The organism is Pseudomonas sp. DWP3-1-2 (assembly GCF_049896285.1).
Classification (GTDB): Bacteria; Pseudomonadota; Gammaproteobacteria; order Pseudomonadales; family Pseudomonadaceae; genus Aquipseudomonas.
On the sequence record NZ_JAFCTZ010000001.1, the window covers coordinates 88,094 to 106,579 of the forward strand.

16 protein-coding genes are annotated in these 18,486 nt (G+C 60.7%); 11 read left to right on the forward strand and 5 right to left on the reverse strand.

Annotated features, from left to right (window positions below):
* Positions 1-96: 96 nt before the first annotated feature.
* Positions 97-612 carry a MarR family winged helix-turn-helix transcriptional regulator gene (locus ACP7B0_RS00460; protein ID WP_426138931.1) on the reverse strand — a complete coding sequence of 172 codons (516 nt, stop codon included), beginning with the start codon at positions 610-612 and terminating at the stop codon, positions 97-99.
* Positions 613-662: 50 nt separating this feature from the next.
* Here ACP7B0_RS00460 and ACP7B0_RS00465 point away from each other — a divergent pair, with 50 nt between their 5' ends.
* Positions 663-2,177, forward strand: a complete 1,515-nt coding sequence (locus ACP7B0_RS00465) for an FAD-dependent oxidoreductase (RefSeq protein ID WP_426138932.1) — start codon at positions 663-665, stop codon at positions 2,175-2,177.
* A gap of 46 nt (positions 2,178-2,223) precedes the next feature.
* On the opposite strand, the gene ACP7B0_RS00470 is transcribed toward ACP7B0_RS00465, so the two are convergent.
* Positions 2,224-3,318, reverse strand: a complete 1,095-nt coding sequence (locus tag ACP7B0_RS00470) for a bifunctional transcriptional activator/DNA repair enzyme AdaA (protein ID WP_426138933.1) — start codon at positions 3,316-3,318, stop codon at positions 2,224-2,226.
* A gap of 285 nt (positions 3,319-3,603) precedes the next feature.
* Positions 3,604-4,350 (reverse strand): sulfite exporter TauE/SafE family protein, encoded by a 747-nt coding sequence (locus ACP7B0_RS00475; protein ID WP_426138934.1) that lies wholly within the window; start codon positions 4,348-4,350, stop codon positions 3,604-3,606.
* Positions 4,351-4,469: 119 nt separating this feature from the next.
* On the opposite strand from ACP7B0_RS00475, the gene ACP7B0_RS00480 reads away from it, so the two are divergent.
* Positions 4,470-5,366 (forward strand): LysR substrate-binding domain-containing protein, encoded by an 897-nt coding sequence (locus ACP7B0_RS00480; protein ID WP_426138935.1) that lies wholly within the window; start codon positions 4,470-4,472, stop codon positions 5,364-5,366.
* A 124-nt stretch (positions 5,367-5,490) separates the two neighbouring features.
* On the opposite strand, the gene ACP7B0_RS00485 is transcribed toward ACP7B0_RS00480, so the two are convergent.
* Both ACP7B0_RS00485 and ACP7B0_RS00490 read right to left on the reverse strand, forming a co-directional pair.
* A complete protein-coding gene (locus ACP7B0_RS00485) occupies positions 5,491-6,198 on the reverse strand; it encodes a cupin domain-containing protein (protein ID WP_426138936.1) in 708 nt (235 codons plus the stop codon).
* A 52-nt stretch (positions 6,199-6,250) separates the two neighbouring features.
* A complete protein-coding gene (locus tag ACP7B0_RS00490) occupies positions 6,251-7,108 on the reverse strand; it encodes a GNAT family N-acetyltransferase (RefSeq protein ID WP_426138938.1) in 858 nt (285 codons plus the stop codon).
* 704 nt (positions 7,109-7,812) lie between these two features.
* Here ACP7B0_RS00490 and ACP7B0_RS00495 point away from each other — a divergent pair.
* The 9 genes from ACP7B0_RS00495 (at position 7,813) to argE (ending at position 18,419) form a co-directional block, all read left to right on the forward strand.
* Positions 7,813-8,481 carry a haloacid dehalogenase type II gene (locus ACP7B0_RS00495; protein ID WP_426138939.1) on the forward strand — a complete coding sequence of 223 codons (669 nt, stop codon included), beginning with the start codon at positions 7,813-7,815 and terminating at the stop codon, positions 8,479-8,481.
* 31 nt (positions 8,482-8,512) lie between these two features.
* A complete protein-coding gene (locus ACP7B0_RS00500; RefSeq protein ID WP_426138940.1) occupies positions 8,513-9,787 on the forward strand; it encodes an NAD(P)/FAD-dependent oxidoreductase in 1,275 nt (424 codons plus the stop codon).
* Between the two features lie 83 nt (positions 9,788-9,870).
* Positions 9,871-11,508 (forward strand): ABC transporter substrate-binding protein, encoded by a 1,638-nt coding sequence (locus ACP7B0_RS00505; RefSeq protein WP_426138941.1) that lies wholly within the window; start codon positions 9,871-9,873, stop codon positions 11,506-11,508.
* 45 nt (positions 11,509-11,553) lie between these two features.
* On the forward strand, positions 11,554-12,510 hold the full coding sequence (locus ACP7B0_RS00510; RefSeq protein WP_426138942.1) for an ABC transporter permease: 957 nt from the start codon (positions 11,554-11,556) through the stop codon (positions 12,508-12,510).
* Between the two features lie 99 nt (positions 12,511-12,609).
* On the forward strand, positions 12,610-14,451 hold the full coding sequence (locus tag ACP7B0_RS00515) for an ABC transporter ATP-binding protein (protein ID WP_426138943.1): 1,842 nt from the start codon (positions 12,610-12,612) through the stop codon (positions 14,449-14,451).
* A complete protein-coding gene (locus tag ACP7B0_RS00520; RefSeq protein WP_426138944.1) occupies positions 14,448-14,756 on the forward strand; it encodes a (2Fe-2S)-binding protein in 309 nt (102 codons plus the stop codon). The genes ACP7B0_RS00515 and ACP7B0_RS00520 overlap by 4 nt, the downstream gene beginning before the upstream one ends.
* The gene (locus tag ACP7B0_RS00525) at positions 14,738-16,114 is read left to right on the forward strand and encodes an FAD-dependent oxidoreductase (RefSeq protein WP_426138945.1); all 1,377 of its coding nucleotides are present in this window, start codon (positions 14,738-14,740) and stop codon (positions 16,112-16,114) included. Before ACP7B0_RS00520 ends, ACP7B0_RS00525 begins: the two co-directional genes overlap by 19 nt.
* A complete protein-coding gene (locus ACP7B0_RS00530) occupies positions 16,111-17,265 on the forward strand; it encodes an NAD(P)/FAD-dependent oxidoreductase (protein ID WP_426138946.1) in 1,155 nt (384 codons plus the stop codon). Before ACP7B0_RS00525 ends, ACP7B0_RS00530 begins: the two co-directional genes overlap by 4 nt.
* Complete coding sequence (gene argE / locus ACP7B0_RS00535; RefSeq protein ID WP_426138947.1) at positions 17,262-18,419, forward strand: acetylornithine deacetylase; 1,158 nt, start codon at positions 17,262-17,264, stop codon at positions 18,417-18,419. Before ACP7B0_RS00530 ends, argE begins: the two co-directional genes overlap by 4 nt.
* Positions 18,420-18,486: the final 67 nt, after the last annotated feature.

Genomic DNA, 18,486 nt, shown 5'->3' on the forward strand with positions numbered 1-18,486 from the left:
GAAATGGCTGGCTTCTCGGGTGGCGCTGTCGTTACGCCACTCGAGAAGCATTGAGGCATCTTCCAGGGTTGCGTTTCTCAGGATCAGGTCAATGCATCAGGTCGCTTCTCGCGTTGCCTCCGGTGTCCTTGAGTCAATCGGCTCATCCTTTTTGATGTCATCGGCAAACTTACGCATAAGCCGCACCAGATCCGTAACGTCTTGTTCGTCCCAGGTGGCAAAAATGGATCGGCCGATCCTCTCCCGTCCCTCATCGACACGGTCCGTCATCGCTTTGCCACGCTCGGTCACGACGGCCTCGCGGACTCGACGATCCGCTGCGCTTTCCTTGCGGTCAACCAGTCCAAGCCCCTCCAGTTTCGCAACTTGACGACTGACCGTGGTGTAGTCGCGGCCTACACGGTCCGCCAGCTCGACAACGCCGATAGGGCCAAGACGCTCCACCAGAACCAGTAACGGGAACAAGGCCCGGTCCAGCGAGATTCCAGCCTCGCGCACCATGGCTTCGTCGCGCTGAGGGCGGTTCATCACGCCGACGATTTCCAGCAGCGCGCCGTGAAGCTCACGAATCTGAGTGCCTATATGTGTATTTTGCACTCTTTTTGTTGACATAAATTCTCCCTCATTCAAATATGTGCATATTGCACTTATTTGGGATCGTTATGAAACAGCAATCAGCTTTTGAGGTTTTGATTTGTGGCGCAGGGGCTGCGGGGTTAACGCTGGCGATTGATCTGGCAAGAAGGGGCATCTCCTTCCGCCTGATCGAGAAAGCCGAATCCGCCTTCCACGGATCCCGAGGCAAAGGTATTCAGCCTAGAACGCAGGAAGTATTCGAGGACCTTGGCATCCTTGATCGCATTGTTGCGGCGGGAGGCGTTTATCCGCCTGAGCGGCGTTATCACGCCGACGGCAGCTACAGCGGGGCTGATGCATCGGAGCAACAGCCCCCGACGCCAGCCGAGCCTTATCGGCAGGCGTTGATGGTGCCGCAGTTTCTGACCGAACGAGTGATGCGCGAACGCTTGCTCGAGTTGGGTCACAAACCGCATTTTGCGTGCGAACTGGTGGATTTCGAGCAGGACGAGGAGGGCGTAACGGTCCGGATGGCGGGTAGGGGCGGTGAAGAAAAGCTCCGCGTTAACTGGCTTGTGGGCGCTGATGGTGGCCGTAGTTTTGTGCGTCGTACGCTTGGTATCGAATTTCCAGGCAAGACTTTGGGTGTCCGTGCCTTGGTGGCGGATGCCGTGATACCGGGGTTGTCACGTGATTATTGGCACCGTTTCAACGATGGGGACATGACGCGGCAGATCTCACTCTGCCCGTTGGCCGGGACTGACCTGTTTCAGATTCAGGGCCCCGTCCCCCTGGACGGCGACATTGATCTATCGGCCGACGGGCTGACCCGTCTAGTGGCTGAACGCACGGGCCGTACCGATATCCACATCCAGTCCGTGTCCTGGTCGTCGGCCTACGCCATGAATGCTCGACTGGCCGATCAGTATCGCGTTGAACGAGTCTTTCTGGTGGGGGATGCTGCGCACATTCATCCGCCCACCGGTGGCCAAGGGCTCAATACCAGCGTTCAGGATGCCTATAACCTTGGCTGGAAACTGGCTGCGGTCATCGACAGTGCGCCCAGGACGCTGCTCGACAGTTATGAACAAGAGCGCCGGCCCATCGCCGCCTCGATGCTCGGTCTGGCGACCAGGCTTCTTGAGGCCCTCAAACAAGGCGATATGCGACGTGGCCGGGAAGTGCATCAACTCGATATCGGTTATCGCGACTCCACGTTGACCTTCGAACAACCGGGCCGAAGCGGTATGTTGTCAGCGGGCGACCGAGCGCCTGATGCGCCAATCCGCGGGGCCGCTGGCCAGGCTTCACGACTGTTCAGCGTGTATCAAGGAGCCCATTGGACGTTGTTGGGCTATGGATTGGAGCGCAGCGTTCTGCAGCCAAGACCGGGGCTGCACATCCATACCTTCGGCCTGCAAGGCGACCTCCATGATGATCGCGGACATTTTCTTGAGGCTTATGGCCCTGCTGTTGGCGAGTGGGTGTTGGTGCGCCCTGATGGCTACGTCGCAGCGATCGTCTCCAATAATGATGTCCAGGCCCTGGAAGATTATCTCGTGCGGGTCGGGATGGGTGCTTCCGACAACTGCGACGGATAACGCGTCCGGCGTTCCTGCAACTGGCGCGGCGGGCTCTGGGCGCTTTTCATTCACTGGGAAAAAAAGCCTGCTGTTGCGTTATCTGCAAGGCCGCTTTTTCCAGGCGCAATAAAAACTCTTTCCTGGGCTTTCCTCCGCCATAGCCCGCAAGGCCGCCATCGGCTGCCACCACTCGGTGGCAGGGAACGACAATCGACAGTCGATTACGCCCATTGGCCATGCCAACGGCCTGGCTCGCACCGGGCTTGCCTATTTGCAGAGCGATGGCTCCATAGGTTGAGGTCTTTCCGTATTCGATTTTCAGTAGCTCGTTCCAGACAAGCGTTTCAAATGCGCTGCCAGGCCTATGCAACGGTACCGAGAATGCGGTGAGTTTTGCTTCAAAGTACAACGTGAGCTGTTCTTCGATGCGCTCAAGGTGCGGATGCTCGCCTGGGGCAATCGAGTACCCGTAACGCGAGCGAAGTTCGTTCAATTCGGCAGTGAGCGCCGGGCGGTCGAGAAACTCAAGGAGCACCAGGCCACGTTCTTCGGCCATCGCAATCATGGGCCCCAGCGGTGTGGTCAGATGCCGGTAGAGCAGGAGTGACGTATCGCTGGCCTGACCTGGGGTTATCTGAAATGTCTTTTTGAACGCCTCTCTGAACCCGCTCAGGGACTCGTACCCAGAGTCAAACGCGGTGTTGTCCAGCGTTTCGCCCACAACAATACGACCCAAAGCCAGCCCCAGCCGGCGAGCACGAAGCCACCCATGAAAGGTCATGCCAAAATGCTGTTTGAACCATCTCCGTAAGCGCAGGGGTTCGATGCCTTGCTTCATGAGCTCCGCATCACTCCACCGGGCATCGGGCGAAACAGCCACCGAGGCCAACAACCCTTTTACCCAGTCCGGCGCAGAGGCCGCCAGATCAAGGGGTTTGCATCGCCTGCAGGGTCGGTAGCCTGCCGCCATCGCTTCGTCCACCAGAGAAAAGAACTCGACGTTTTCGGGCTTGGGTTTACGCGCGCCACACGTAGGGCGGCAGAAAATACCCGTGGTTTTGACGGCGGTAAAAAAAACGCCCTCATACGCACTGTCGCTGTCGAGCATCGCTCTGACCATTTCGGATCTGGGCGGAAGAGGGTTGTTGTAGATACTCATACACATTGAGCCTTGCGCTGCACGGATATCACCCATTCAAAACGTTCTGACGCATCGTTTATCGGTTTCTCTGCCGGTCAATCGAGTTTCCAACCCTGAGGCGCAATGACGACTCAGGCACGCAGAAGGCCGACGGAGTCATCTTAGGCGGCCCGGTAGGGAGGCTCCACCGAGAAATCGACAGTGATGTGCCGGCCAGGGCAGTTTGTAGTCTGCGGGCAATGCACCTTCTTGATACCGTCGTTTGAGGCGATGTTGTGCACCCTGCAGAAAGGGTTTTCGGGCTCATAGAAATGGACGGGAGGACAGTTCGAAACCAAGCACCATCAAGAAGAGTAAAAAGCACTGACGAAATCGCACGGGGCTTATCCGCATCCGCACGCGTTGACCCGCCCACATTCCGATAAGCGCAGGAACGATGGCGATCATGGACGTGCCGAGTTGCGCGACGTGTAACGCATCATGTGTAAACAGCCCTATCGCGAGCGCTACCGTGGAAAGGGTGAAAGACAAGCCCAGGGCTTGCACCCGTTCATCCCGGTTCATAGTCAGCGATGCCAGATAGGGAACTGCTGGCATCACGAATACACCGGTAGCGCCAGTAACAACACCAGTGATCAGCCCCACAACCGGAGACAACCATCGCTCCAGGCGAGTGGGAACGGAAAACGCTGGAGCGAGAAGCGCATACCCGGCGTAAACAATCAGAGCAACACCGAGGCCAAGCCCGGACCAAACGGGATCCACGTGTACCAATAATGCGGAACCTCCGACGGTGCCCACGAGGATGCACAGCATCATTGGCCAGAGTCGGCGTATCAATTGCGCTACCGATGGCCCTGAAAACAGCTGCCAGACATTAGTGACGAAGGAGGGCAGGACAAGAAGGGCCGCAGCACCAGCCGGTGGCATTATTGTGCCAAGTAAACCCATGGCAACGGTAGGCAGCCCCATTCCGGTGACGCCTTTCACCACCCCGGCGGCCAGGAAAGTGCCAATCAGGAGCAGCAGATACGAGATGGATTCGGGCATGGAAGGCTCACATTGCGGAACGACCGGGACCCAAATTGAAGCGGTAGGCATTGCCCGGCACAATGTGGAATGATCAGCTTACCCTTCGGACAGTCCGAAGGGCGGTGCGAGGAATTTCCATGCGGTTCGATCTGGCGGATCTTCATCTGTTTCTCTGTATCGTCGATGCGGGCAGCATTACCGCAGGGGCCAATCGTGCCAATCTGGCTTTGGCGTCAGCCAGCGAGCGGCTTCGAAACATGGAGAGTGCCGCTGGCGTAGTTCTGTTGGAGCGGCGTCCCAGGGGGATTTTGACTACCGAAGCCGGAGAGGCGTTGGCACATCACGCGCGCGTGATCCTTCGGCAACAGGAAATGCTGAAAGGTGAGTTACAGGATTTCGCTGTGGGTGTCCGGGGCACTCTTCATCTGTACACCAACACCGCTGCGCTAACAGAGTTTCTCCCGGGCAGGCTTGCTTCCTGGTTAGCGGATCGTCCGCGATTGCGAATTGAACTCAAGGAGCGCACCAGCGCCGATATCGTTCGGGCTATTGCATCCGGGCTGGCAGAGGCTGGCGTCGTTTCCGACGCCGTTGAGACAGAAGGGCTACAGCTGCAACCCGTCGCTAAAGATCATCTGGCGTTAATCGTGCCTCGGACACATGCCTTGGCCCAGTGCGATAAAGTCTGTCTTGCCCAGGTACTGGATCAGCCGTTCATAGGGCTTTCCCAGGGCAGTGCACTTCAGGATCACATCGACGCCCACGCACGGTCTGCCGGCGGGCTGTTTGATATCCGCATTCGCATGAAGACCTTCGAAGGGGTGTGCGAGATGGTCGCTCATGGGGTAGGCGTTGGCATCGTACCCTTGAGTGTTGCCAGGCGTTGCCGGCGACGGTACCCCTTCCAGACGCTTCTGATGGCCGACGATTGGGCGCGTCGGCAGCTATGTCTGTGCTTCGGCGACTGGAAGCAGCTATCTGCGCCCATGCGAAGCCTGCTGTCCCATCTGGGGGCGAATACCGATGGGTTTTGAATCGTTAGCTTCGGCTTTGCCTGCTGACCCATTCAGGGCGTGAGCGCCGGAATCACCCTGCCCGAAAACCTGCGCAGTAGCCCTATGCCGAGGGGATTCGAGGCGCTGCCGCATAACGCTTGAGCTATTTGACGGCATATACCTTGCGCACATAGCGGGTGCTTTTCCATGCGCAGTGAGCACCCAATGGCACGAACACGCTGTCCCCGGCATTGACGGTTACGCTTGAGCCATCGGACGCGAGCAAGGTCACGCTGCCTTCGATCAGGTGCATCAACTCATTGAGTGGGTGCGCTCGCCCTTGGCGTTCGTAAGGCGTCGAATCCCAAATGCCGACGCGCAGATCGGTGGCCGGGTCTTCGAACGCATTACCTGAGCGGCATTGCGGCGTATGGCCGATCAGTAGTTGGGCGGCGGGCGCCGCGGATGGGGACAATGTCGCCAGCGGATCGAGGAAGGTCAGGCCTGGAGTTGGCGTACCCGTGGCCATGGCACAGAACGCCCATCGCGTGCCAGCACGAGCCTCGATTCTCAGCGACGTCCCGCGACCGATCACGGCGCTGGCGCCGACACCCAGTTCCAGAGTTTGCTCTTGGGTTTTGAGCTGTACATGGCCGGTATGGACGACGATCACTTCGGTGTGCGGGAAGTCGTTGATATCAACTGTTTCGCCCGCATCGACGAGACCGGCCGACACGCCATCAACCCCGGACCACGCGACGTGGCGGCAGTCCCCAAAGGGATCGGCAGCGTTCAATGGTTGAGTGTTTAAAGGCGTGTCAATGCCACTGCCATCGGCGCGAGCCAACAGCATGACGGTAGGTTGGGACATATGGATAACGCTCCTTACGAAGAAAGCGGTTGGGTCGCGATGCTGCCAAGGCTCAGCCGACGGCTTGGGTCGCCAGTGCAAATTGCTGTACGCCATTAGCGGCTTGTGGCGGCGTACCACGGGCCATCTGCGCCACGGTGTCGATTTGCTTGAGGCCGGCCGCTTCCAGCCAGTCGCCCAACCCGGAGTTCGTCGGAGTGTCGATGCGCACAAAGGCATCCGGCACCTGGCCCAGCAACACGGCAATGAGGTGTTGGGCTTGTTCAAGGCTTTCGGCGACCACCGGACCGATGCAACGACCCCGGCCGAAAGGACGCAGCAGCGCGAACGCGCGCAACTCCCCGTCACGGACAATGCCCACCGAATGCTCGACCACCGGGAGCAGATCATTAAGCACGGCGCGCCGGTCCATTCCGCTGCCGGCATTGGCCAGCTCCAGCACTGGAGCCTGATCCTCTGCACGCAACGGACGACATTCTTCACTGTCGGCCAGGGGTGAAGGCACCGGTGCCAGGGCGTGACCCTGATGCTGCTGAATCCGGCCGAACTCGACAAAACCCTGGCTGGCATAAAGCGGTGCCCCGGCCAGGGTTGCGTTCAACATGGGCGTTCGCGCCTGGCAGGCACCCAGGGCGTGTTCCATCAGCTTGCGACCGATGCCCTTGCCTTGGTAATCGTCGCTGACAATCACCAGGCCAATGGTGGCGAAATCGCCTTGTGGGCAAGCGAAGGCTGTACCGATCAGACGCTCGCCATCAAGCACCACAAAGCCGTCGCTGACCCGTTGCAACATCGCCCAGTCTTCGAGCCGGTGGGGCCACTTCAACTGCACGGACAAGGCATGCGCTGCCGGCAGATCGTCGGTGGTCATTGGGCGATAAAGATAAGCAGATGAGTGCGGGGCGGACATGGCGAGTCTCCGATAAACAGTGTGCACGAGTGGCCGGTTTTCCAGCGCAAGGGTGCTTGTATCCCATCTGCATGAAGGGCTGACAAGGGGGCATCGCACATTCGGCAGATTCCATGAGCAAGAGGCACCAGGACCACACTTACTACTTATTTACCCGGCAAGGTCGGCAGCAAATGCTAGGGCTTTTTTTCTACGATGGAGGCCTGAGTCAACGATCCGCCAGCCTTTATATAAGTGCTCCATGGATAGCGTCGACGCTGTGCGCAGCGCTCACTTTACCGACAGCCTTCAGTAACGTGGGTGCCCGGCATCGGTGGCGAGGGATCAGACACTCAGGCCACACATCTTCGACCTGCGACAGGTCATGATCACACCCGGTCGGGCGCTTCCTCAGGGAGGCGCCCGTTTTCATTCAGGCGGGCGCATTTTCTGCGGCCAATGGCGCCGCAAGCGCTTGGCGCAGCGCGATGGAGGTCCATAAAAGCGCACAAATACGGGGTTTGCCCAACGCTGGAGCGGGCCGCAAAGTCTGCTGAGGGGGGCGGCTAAAACGGTGGTTTGTATCGAGTAGAGGTCGCTTTTAACGCCATCTGCTGATTTCACGGTGTTGTAATGAAGGTGTGCTGCAGCGTTGCATCAGCGCTTCAGAACCCAAGCGAACGCTTGTCGCGCCATGACCTCAACGAACTTCAGGACCGCACTCAATGAGCTTTATTCGCCCCAAATTTATTACGTTCGACTGCTACGGCACGCTGACCAATTTCCACATGGGCACGATGACCCGCGAGATTTTCGCTGATCGCGTCCCGGCTGAGCAGATGGATCAGTTCGTCAAGGATTTCTCGGCTTACCGACTCGATCAGGTCATGGGTGACTGGATGCCTTACGACGAAATCCTCAAGACCGCCCTGGCGCGGACCTGCAAGCGTTGGGGCATCGAGTACCGGGACGAAGGCCAGCTGTATTACGACGCCGTACCGACCTGGGGTCCGCACCCGGACGTACCGGCCGGCCTGTCGAAAATCGCCGACAAGATCCCTCTGGTAATTTTCTCCAACGCCAGTGACAGCCAGATCATGTCCAACGTCGACAAGCTCGGCGCGCCGTTTCACAAGGTGTTCACCGCCGAACAGGCCCAGGCCTACAAACCGCGTCTGGCCGCGTTCGAGTACATGCTCGACAACCTCAACTGCGGCCCGGAAGACATCTTGCATGTGTCCTCCAGCTTCCGTTACGACCTGATGCCCGCCCATGACATGAAGATCAAAAACAAGGCCTTCGTTGCCCGTGGTCACGAAGTTCCGGGCAACGCGTTTTACGGCTACCAGCAGATCACCGATATCGGTGGCCTGGCTGCGCTGGTCGGTCTGTAACGGCACTTTTTCTCGCATAGGCGGATAGACAATGGGCAGTGAATCCTACTGGCTCGATACTGCACCGGCTTTCACCGGTGTGCAGCTCGGCGCGTTGCCCGCGCAGGTCGACGTGGCCATCGTAGGGGGTGGTTTCACCGGTCTGGCGGCGGCTCGGGCGTTGGCCTTGAAGGGCGCAAGTGTAGTGGTGCTCGAAGCCGGGCGGGTGATCGGCGAAGCCTCGGGGCGCAATGGTGGCCAATGCAACACCGGGGTGGCTCAGGATTACGCCGGTCTTAGCGCCAGCCTGGGTGCCGACAAGGCGCGGGCCTATTACCTGGCTTATGAAAGCGCGGTGCAGAGCGTGGTATCGCTGGTGGAGCAGGAGCACATTGCCTGTGACCTCGTGCGCAACGGCAAGCTCAAGCTGGCTGCCAAACCGATGCATTACGAAGGGCTGGCGCGGACCTGCGAACTGATTCGCAAGGAAGTCGATGCCGATGTCGAGTTGCTGTCTGCCGAAGAAACCCGCGCCGAAGTGAATTCGGCGCACTTTCACGGTGGTTTGCTGCAGCGCAACGGCGTGCAGATGCATGTCGGACGCTTCGGCGTCGGGTTGGCCGAAGCGGCGGTGCGTCATGGCGCGTTGATCCATCAAGGCACGTCGGTGCTGGACTGGAAAGCCCGGGCGGGCGGCTATCAGGTCAACACCAGCAACGGTTCGCTGCACGCCGGGCAAGTGCTGCTCGCGACCGGCGCCTGTCAGCATGGCGGATTGGCCTGGTATCGGCGGCGGATCGTGCCGGTGGGCAGTTTTGTCATCGCCACCGAAGTGCTCCCGAAACAGTTGATCGATCAACTGCTGCCGGCGCGGCGCGCCTATGTCACCAGCCGCATGATCGGCAACTACTTCCGCCTGACACCGGACAACCGCTTGTTGTTTGGCGGCCGTGCGCGATTTGCGATGTCCGACACCGTGAACGACGCCAAGAGCGGCAAGGTGCTGCAAGCGGCGATGGTGCAGATGTTCCCGCAGTTGGCCAACGTGAAAATCGATTACTGCTGGGGCGGATTGGTCGACATGACCTCCGACCGACTGCCTCGGGCCGGTCAGCACGGCGGGGTTTATCACTCCATGGGTTACAGCGGTCACGGGGTACAGATGTCGGTCCACATGGGGCAGGTCATGGCCGAGGTGATGGCCGGCAAGGTCGAGGCCAACCCCTGGCGCGAACTCGAGTGGCCGGCGATCCCGGGGCACTTCGGCAAACCGTGGTTCCTGCCGTTGGTGGGTGCTTACTACCGCTTTCAGGACTATTTGCATTGAGTTGATGTTGTGGCGTCACCGTCGTTTGCGTTTCAACGGCCCGGATAACCGGAGTCTTTTCCTTTTCGACAGGTACAACTGATATGACTGACAAAAAAATCGACTCCCAACTGATCTCCGGCCAGGAAAGCCTGCGCGTGTTCGAAGGCCTCAATCGCGGCATGTCGCGCCGCAGTGCGCTGCAAATGCTCGGCGTCGCCGGCGTGGCCGCAGCCGGTGCCGGGAGCCTGTTCGGCACCGCGGGCAAGCTGTTCGCCGAAGAAGCAGCGGCACCGGGCAAAGGCAAACCGGGCGGGCGGATTCGCGTCGCGGGCATGTCCAGCTCCACGGCCGACACCCTGGACCCGGCCAGAGGCGCGCTGTCCACCGACTATGTGCGGCACTTCATGTTCTACAACGGGCTGACCCGTTTCGACAAGCACCTGGTGCCGCAACTGGAACTGGCCGAGCGCATCGATAACACCGACGCGACGCTGTGGACCATCACGTTGCGCAAGGACGTGACCTTCCACAATGGCAAGACCCTGAGCGCCGCCGACGTGGTGTTCTCGCTGTTGCGTCACAAGGATCCGCTGACAGGTTCCAAAGTCATGCCACTGATGGAACAGTTCGCCGAGATCAAGGCCACCGGCCCCAACGAAGTGCAGATTCGTCTGAGTGCGCCCAACGCCGAGCTGCCGTCGATCCTGGCGGTATCCCACCTGCTGATCGTTCCTGAAGGCACCACTGACTTCAACCTGGGCATTGGCACCGGACCGTTCAAGGTCAAGGAATTCAAACCGGGCGTACGCTCGATTGCTGCGCGCAACACCGGCTACTGGAAACCGGGCCTGCCGTACCTTGACGAGATCGAGTTTATTGCGATTGCCGATGAGCCGTCCCGGGTCAATGCGTTGCTTTCCGGCGACGTGCATATCATCAACGAAGTCAACCCGCGTTCCACCACACGTATTCAAGCCAGCACCACGCACCGGGTCGTTGATGCGCCGTCGGGCAATTACACGGACTTGATCATCCGCCAGGATCAGATGCCGGGCAAAAGCGCGGAATTCACCCAGGCCATGAAGCACCTGCTGGACCGCGAACAGATCAAGTCCGCCGTGTTCCGTGGCTTTGCCGTGGTCGGTAACGACCACCCGATTGCCCCCGGTTCGCGCTACTACAACGCCGACCTGCCGCAAACCGTCTACGACCCGGAAAAAGCCAGATTCCTGCTCAAGAAAGCCGGTATGGAGAGCATCAGCATGCCGCTGGTGGCGTCACCCGCCGCAACCGGTTCGGTGGACATTGCGGTGCTGCTGCAACAATCGGCGAAACAGGCCGGGCTCAAGCTGGACGTCAAACGCCTGCCGAGCGACGGCTACTGGTCCAACCACTGGATGAAGCACCCGCTGAGCTTCGGCAACATCAACCCGCGACCGAACGCCGACGTGATGTTCTCGCAGTTCTTTCAATCCAAGGCACCCTGGAATGAATCCGGTTGGCAGAACGACCAGTTCGACCAGTTGCTGATGCTTGCCCGTGGTGAAACCGACGACGCCAAGCGCAGCAAGATGTACGCGGACATGCAGACCCTCGTGCATGGTCACTGCGGCATCGGCGTGCCGGTGTTCATCAGCAACGTCGACGGCGTTGACCAGCGTATCAAGGGCTATAGCAGCAACCCGCTGGGTGGGTTCATGGGCTACATGTTCGCCGAGCAGGTCTGGCTGGACGCTTGAGGGTGGGGCGGGTTGTACGTCAGGGACAGTGCAGGAGGGCAGGCGATGTATAGCAACACACTGTGGTTGATCGGTCGGCGCATGGGCGCCGCGATCGTGACTTTGTTGATTGTGTCCATGGTCGTGTTTGCGATCACGGCGGTCTTGCCGGGGGACGCGGCGCAACAATCGCTCGGGCAGTTCGCCACGCCGGAACAAGTGGCGGCGCTGCGCCTGAAACTGGGGCTCGACCAGCCCGGTGTGCTGCGCTACCTGCACTGGTTGATGAACCTGCTCAGTGGCGATATGGGGTTGTCAGTGTCCAACGCGATGCCGGTCAGCGAGTTGATGGCCGGTCGCGTGCCGAACACCCTGATGCTGGCGGCTGCCACGGCGCTGGTGTCGGTGCCAGTGGCGTTGATTCTGGGCATCGGTTCGGCCATGGGCCGGGGTGGGCGCATCGACAACCTTCTGAGCTTTTTCACCCTGGCCATGGTCGCCGTGCCTGAGTTTCTGGTGGCGACCCTGGCGGTGTTGATTTTCGCGGTGAACCTGGGCTGGTTATCGGCGCTTTCCTATGCCAGCGATATCACCTCACCGTGGCAATTCATTCGTACTTACGCCTTGCCGGTGATGACGCTGTGCTGCGTCATCGTTGCGCAAATGGCGCGCATGACCCGCGCCGCCGTCATCGATCAACTTGACAGCCCTTACGTGGAAATGGCCAGGCTTAAAGGCGTCAGCCCGATACGAATCGTGCTGCGCCATGCCTTGCCCAACGCGATTGGCCCGATCGCCAACGCCGTCGCGCTGAGCCTGTCGTACCTGCTGGGCGGGGTGGTGATTGTCGAGACGATTTTCAATTACCCCGGCATCGCCAGTTTGATGGTCGATGGCGTGACCAACCGTGACATGGCGCTGGTCCAGGCCTGCACGATGCTGTTTTGCGCGGCGTACCTGGGGTTGGTGCTGATTGCCGACCTGTGCGCGATTCTGTCCAACCCAAGGCTGAGAAACCAATGAACAATCTCATTGTGAAATCGACGCCCGCGCCCCCTGACTTGACGGTTGTTATCGACAGGCTGTCGTCCCGACGTCGCCGTTGCACCGGGGGGCATTGAAATGAGTGAATTGATTCGAGTCCAGGACCTGCGTGTCGTCGCCTGCGGCGAGCGCGGTGAAACGGAAATCGTCAAAGGCGTGAGCTTCACCCTGGAAAAAGGTGAAGTGCTGGCGCTGATCGGCGAGTCCGGCTCTGGCAAGACCACCATCGCCCTGGCGCTGCTGGGATATGCAAGACGCGGGTGCCGGTTGTCCGGCGGCGTGGTGCAGATCGGTGAGCACAACATGCTGGCGCTGAGCGAAAAGGAACTGCAAGGGCTGCGCGGCAACCGGGTGTCTTACATTGCCCAAAGTGCTGCAGCGGCGTTTAACCCGGCCAAAAAACTCATCGACCAAGTGGTGGAAGGCGCATTGATTCATGGCCTCGGCACCCGTGCCGTGCTTGAAGCCAAGGCCATTGAGTTGTTTCGCGACCTGTCGCTGCCGGCCCCGGATCACATTGGCCAGCGCTACCCGCATCAAGTGTCGGGTGGGCAATTGCAGCGGGTGATGGCGGCCATGGCGCTGATCAGCGATCCCATCCTGGTGGTGCTCGATGAACCGACTACGGCCCTCGACGTGACCACCCAGATCGACGTGCTCCGCGCCTTCAAACGAGTGGTCCGGGAACGGGGGGCGACAGCGGTTTACGTTTCCCATGACCTGGCGGTTGTCGCGCAAATGGCCGATCAGATCGTCGTGCTCAACAACGGCCAGATCTTCGAACAGAGCGCCACCGCGCCCCTGCTCAAGGCCCCTGCCCACGAATACACCCGCAGCCTGCTGGCCGCCGCGCGGCCGGACACAACGATTCGCCCCCCTTGCGGCATTGCCGAAGACGAACCGCTGCTGACCATTACGGGGCTGACTGCCGGTTACGGCAACAAGAACCTGCAAGGCATGCCGTCGATCCGCGTGCTGGAAGACATCGACCTGACCGTGCGTCGAGGTCAGGCCATCGGCGTGATCGGTGAGTCGGGTTCGGGCAAGTCCACCCTGGCGCGTGTGGTGGCGGGTTTACTGACCCCCGCGCTTGGCGGGCTGACCTTCGACGGTCAGCCCTTGGGCGGCAGCCTCTGCGAACGTACCGACGAGCAGTTCCGCCGTATCCAGATGGTTTTCCAGAACGCCGACACCGCACTCAACCCGATGCACACCGTCAGCACCATTCTGAGCCGGCCGCTCAAAATGTATTTCGGCCTCAAGGGCGCGGCGTTGCGCGAGCGTATCGGCGAGTTGCTGGACCTGGTGCGTCTGCCCAGGATCCTGGCCGAGCGGCGGCCGAATCAGTTGTCCGGCGGACAAAAGCAACGGGTCAACCTGGCCCGGGCATTGGCGGCCAAACCGGACCTGATCCTGTGCGATGAAGTGACCTCGGCGCTGGATACCGTGGTCGGTGCGGCGATTCTCGAACTGCTGCGCGACCTGCGTCAGGAACTGGGGGTTTCCTACCTGTTTATCAGCCACGACATCTCCACGGTGCGGGCGCTGTGCGATGACATTGTGGTGATGTACAGCGGCCACAAAATCCAGGCGGGCACCCGGCAATCCTTTGCCCAGGCACCGTTTCACCCGTACACCGATCTGTTGATCCATTCGGTGCCGGAACTGCGCCAGGGCTGGCTGGAAAACTGCGGCACCACCTGCGGCCCGTTGCCGCCCATTGGTGCCACGTCCAACGTACCGGAACTGTGCACCTTTCTCAGTCGTTGCCCGGTGCGAATCGACGGGCTGTGCAATCGCACGGCGCCGAACCGGCGGACGATCGACGGCGGCAGTGAAATCCTCTGCCACCGCAGCAGCGCCGAGCTGCTGAAAACCCAACAGGATTTGATCACCATGACTCAGGGAGTCTATGCATGAACGGCCGTTTTGTGAGGCTGGCCGAGCAAGGCCGGCCGACCGTCAGTTTGACAGTGGACGGCGCACCCATCGAGGCGTTGCAGGGCGATACGTTGATGGTTGCCGTGCTGACCCAGGGCAAGGCGTTGCGCCAGTCGGAGTTTGATGCTGGTCGCCGTGCCGGTTTTTGCCTGATGGGCGCCTGCCAGGATTGCTGGGTCTGGACCCGCAGTGGCGAACGTCTGCGCGCCTGTTCCAACGAAGTCCGCGAAGGGCTGGATATCGTTACCACACAACCGGAGGCGACATGGCCACTGCACGGATAGTCATTGTCGGCGCCGGGCCGGCCGGTGTTCGCTGTGCCGAAACCCTCACGCAAGCAGGTTTCACACCGATTCTGATCGATGAAAATCGCCGGGATGGCGGGCAGATCTACCGCCGACAGCCCGACGGTTTTACCCGTGATTACGCCACGCTATACGGCACCGAAGCCGACAAGGCCCGGCACCTGCACCAGAGTTTCGACCGCCTGCACGGGCTGATCGACTATCGTCCGGACACACTGGTGTGGAACCTGACGCCGAAGCAGTTGTGGTGCGTCAGCCGGGGTCAGCACTCCACGGTGGATTACGACGCGTTGATCCTGTGTACCGGCGCCACCGACCGCTTGATGCCCATCGACGGCTGGCAGCTGGCCGGCACCTACAGCCTCGGCGGGGCGCAAATTGCGCTCAAGTCCCAGGCGGTTTCCATTGGTCGCAGCGTGGTGTTCATGGGCAGCGGGCCGTTGCTGTATCTGGTCGCGAGCCAGTACGTAAAGGCCGGCGCAACGGTGGCGGCGGTGCTCGACACATCGCCGATGAGCAAGCGCATCCGAGCCTTGCCAAAACTGCTGGCTCGCCCCGGGTTGCTGTTCACCGGCATGAAACTGTTGGCGCAGTTGTATCGGGCGAAGATCCCGGTGCACCTGAGGATCAAGCCTTTGCAAGTGCGCGGCGATGCCCTCAGCGGTGTCAGCGGCGTGCGGGTGCTGACGGCCCGTGGCGAGGACCTGACCGTTGATTGCGATGCCGTGGCCCTGGGTTATCACCTGCGCCCGGAAACCCAACTGGCTGATCTGGCCGGTTGCCAGATGCGCTTCGACGAGGCGTCCGGGCAATGGTGGCTGGCGGTGGATGAAGAAGGCCGGACCTCGGTCAGCGGTGTGTACGCTGCCGGTGACGGTTCGAAGATTCGCGGCGCCGACGCCGCTGAGCACGCCGGACGGCTGGTGGGCATGGCGGTTCTGGAAGACCTGCAACGTCCGGTGAACGCCGGGTTGCGCGATGAGCAACGCCAAGCCCTGGCGGTGATGGACCAGTTTCGCCTCGGCCTGGCCGAGGCGTTTCCCTGGCCTGCTGAACAAGCCAAAACCTTGCCCGACACTGCCATTGTTTGCCGTTGCGAGATGATCAGCGCCGGTGAGCTGCGCCGCACCGTCAGTGAAAAGGGCGCCTGCGAGGTCAACCGGGCCAAGGCGTTCAGCCGGGTCGGCATGGGGCGTTGTCAGGGCCGTTATTGCTCCCAGGCCGGGGCCGAGGTGATCGCGGCCGCAGCAGGCGTCAGCGTGCAACAGGTGGGTCGCCAGCGCGGCCAGGCACCGGTCAAACCCCTTTCGATGCACACCGAGGAGGTGTCGCCATGACGGTACAAAAAGCCGACGTCGTGATCGTCGGCGGCGGCCTGATGGGCTCGGCGGCGGCGTTTTTCCTGCGTCGGCGCGGCCAGTCGGTGATTCTGCTGGAGCGCGATCAGATCGGTCAGTACGCCAGTGGCGTGAACTTCGGCAACGTCCGGCGGCAGGGGCGTTATCTGGGCCAGCTTGAACTGGCCAATCGTTCCTGGGCGTTGTGGAAACGCCTGCCGGAATTGATCGACGATGATCTGGAGTTCATCGCCAGCGGGCACATGCGCGTGTGCTATCGCGAAGACGAAATTGCCGAGCTGGAGGCGTACGCCGCCGCCCCCGAAGCGCAGCAACTGGATCTGAAAATTTATCGTGGTGCGCAATTGCACCAGCGGTTTCCGTTTCTCGGTCCGGAGGTGAAGGGTGGCTCCTACGCGCCTCACGATGGACACGCGAACCCTCGTCTGGCGGCCCCGGCATTTGCCCGGGCGGCAAGGCGTCTGGGGGTACGCATCGAAGAGCAGACGGAAGTGGCCGAGGTGCAGAAAACAGGTGGTGAATTTAGCGTCACCACCACCGACGGCCGTCGGTTCAGCGCCGCCCAATTGTTGATTACCGCCGGGGCCTGGGGTCAGAAGCTGTCCCGGCAATTCGGCGAAGAGGTGCCGCTGGACACCCACGGCCCGCAAATGGCCGTGACTGAACCGGTGCCCTACGCCTTGCCGACGGTGATTGGTGTGTACACCAAAATCCCCGAGGAAGTGATCTACTTCCGGCAGATTCCCCGAGGCAACATTGTCATCGGCGGCGGTTATCGCAGCAAACCGGACATGCTCAATCGCCGGGCTTACGTCGAGCCGCGTAGCCTCCTCAACCAGCTCGGCCAAATGCGACGCCTGCTGCCCGGGGTCGACAACCTGAACATCATCCGGGTCTGGAGCGGTATCGAAGGTTATCTGCCGGACGCTTTGCCGGTGATGGGCCCCAGTGGCACCGTGGATGGTCTGTTCTACGCGTTCGGCTTCTGCGGTCACGGCTTTCAGCTCGGCCCTGGCGTCGGCGACGTCATGGCCGAATTGATCAGCACCGGCAGCACCAGCACGTCGATTGAACCGTTCTCCATTCGCCGGTTCGCCCCTTCAGACGCGCAACGGAGCATGGCCTCATGAAACCCCGTGTACTGGATATCCTCAAACGCCTGATGGCCTTCGACACCGTCTCTTGCGAGTCGAACATGGCCCTGATCGAGTACGTGCGCGATCTGTTGCTCAGCAAAGGCATCAAGTCGCTGATCGTCAAGGATGAAACCGGAAAGAAAGCCAACCTGTTTGCCAGCACCGGCCCTGAGCAAATGCCGGGGATTCTGTTGTCCGGGCACACCGATGTGGTACCGGCGGCGGGGCAGGCCTGGACCTTTCCGGCGTTTCAGGCAACGGTGCAGGACGGCAGGATTTACGGCCGCGGCAGTTGCGATATGAAAGGCTTCATTGCCCTGTCGATTGACGCGATGCTCGATGCCGCGGATCACTCCCTGAGCCGGCCATTGCAATTGGCGTTATCCCATGACGAGGAAATCGGTTGCGTGGGCGTAAGGCGCTTGCTCGATGTATTGCACCTGGCGCCGGTACGGCCGTTCTTGTGCCTGATCGGTGAACCCACCCACATGCAGTTCGTGCTCGGGCACAAGGGCAAGGGGTCGTATCGCACCTATTGCCGGGGCCTGGAAGCGCATTCCTCGCTGGCGCCGCGCTCGGTCAATGCGATTCACGTGGCCTGCGATTTCATCGCCGCGTTGCGTCAGAGCCAGCAGCAACTGCAGGAGCAGGGCGCACAGGACACCGATTACGACGTGCCTTACACCACCGTGCATGTCGGCCAGATCAACGGTGGCCGGGCGCTGAACATTGTGCCGAACCTGTGCACCCTGGATTTCGAAGTGCGCAACTTGCCGGCGGATGATCTGGACCAGTTCCTGGAACAGATGCAGGAGCACGCCGAAGCGATCGTGCGCGAGGCTAAAAAACTCTCCAGCGTCGCGGCCATCGAGATCGAAACCCTCAACGTGTACCCCGGCCTTGATACTCACCCCAGCGTTGAAGCCGTGCGGTTTGTGCAGCGCTTTGCCGCGCCGGGTGCCGGTACGGCAAAGGTGTCCTTTGGCACCGAGGGCGGGTTGTTCAAGCAACGCCTGGATGTGCCCGTGGTGGTGTGCGGTCCGGGTTCGATCGAGCAGGCGCACAAGCCGGACGAGTTTATCGAGATCAGCCAGATGGAAGCGGGAGAGCGGTTTCTGGACGGCCTGCTCGGCTCACTGAAGGTGTAAGACCGGTGTCCAATGGCGCGCCTGATCGGGAAGGAATCTGCCGTTTGGCAGGCTGAAAACAGTTGAT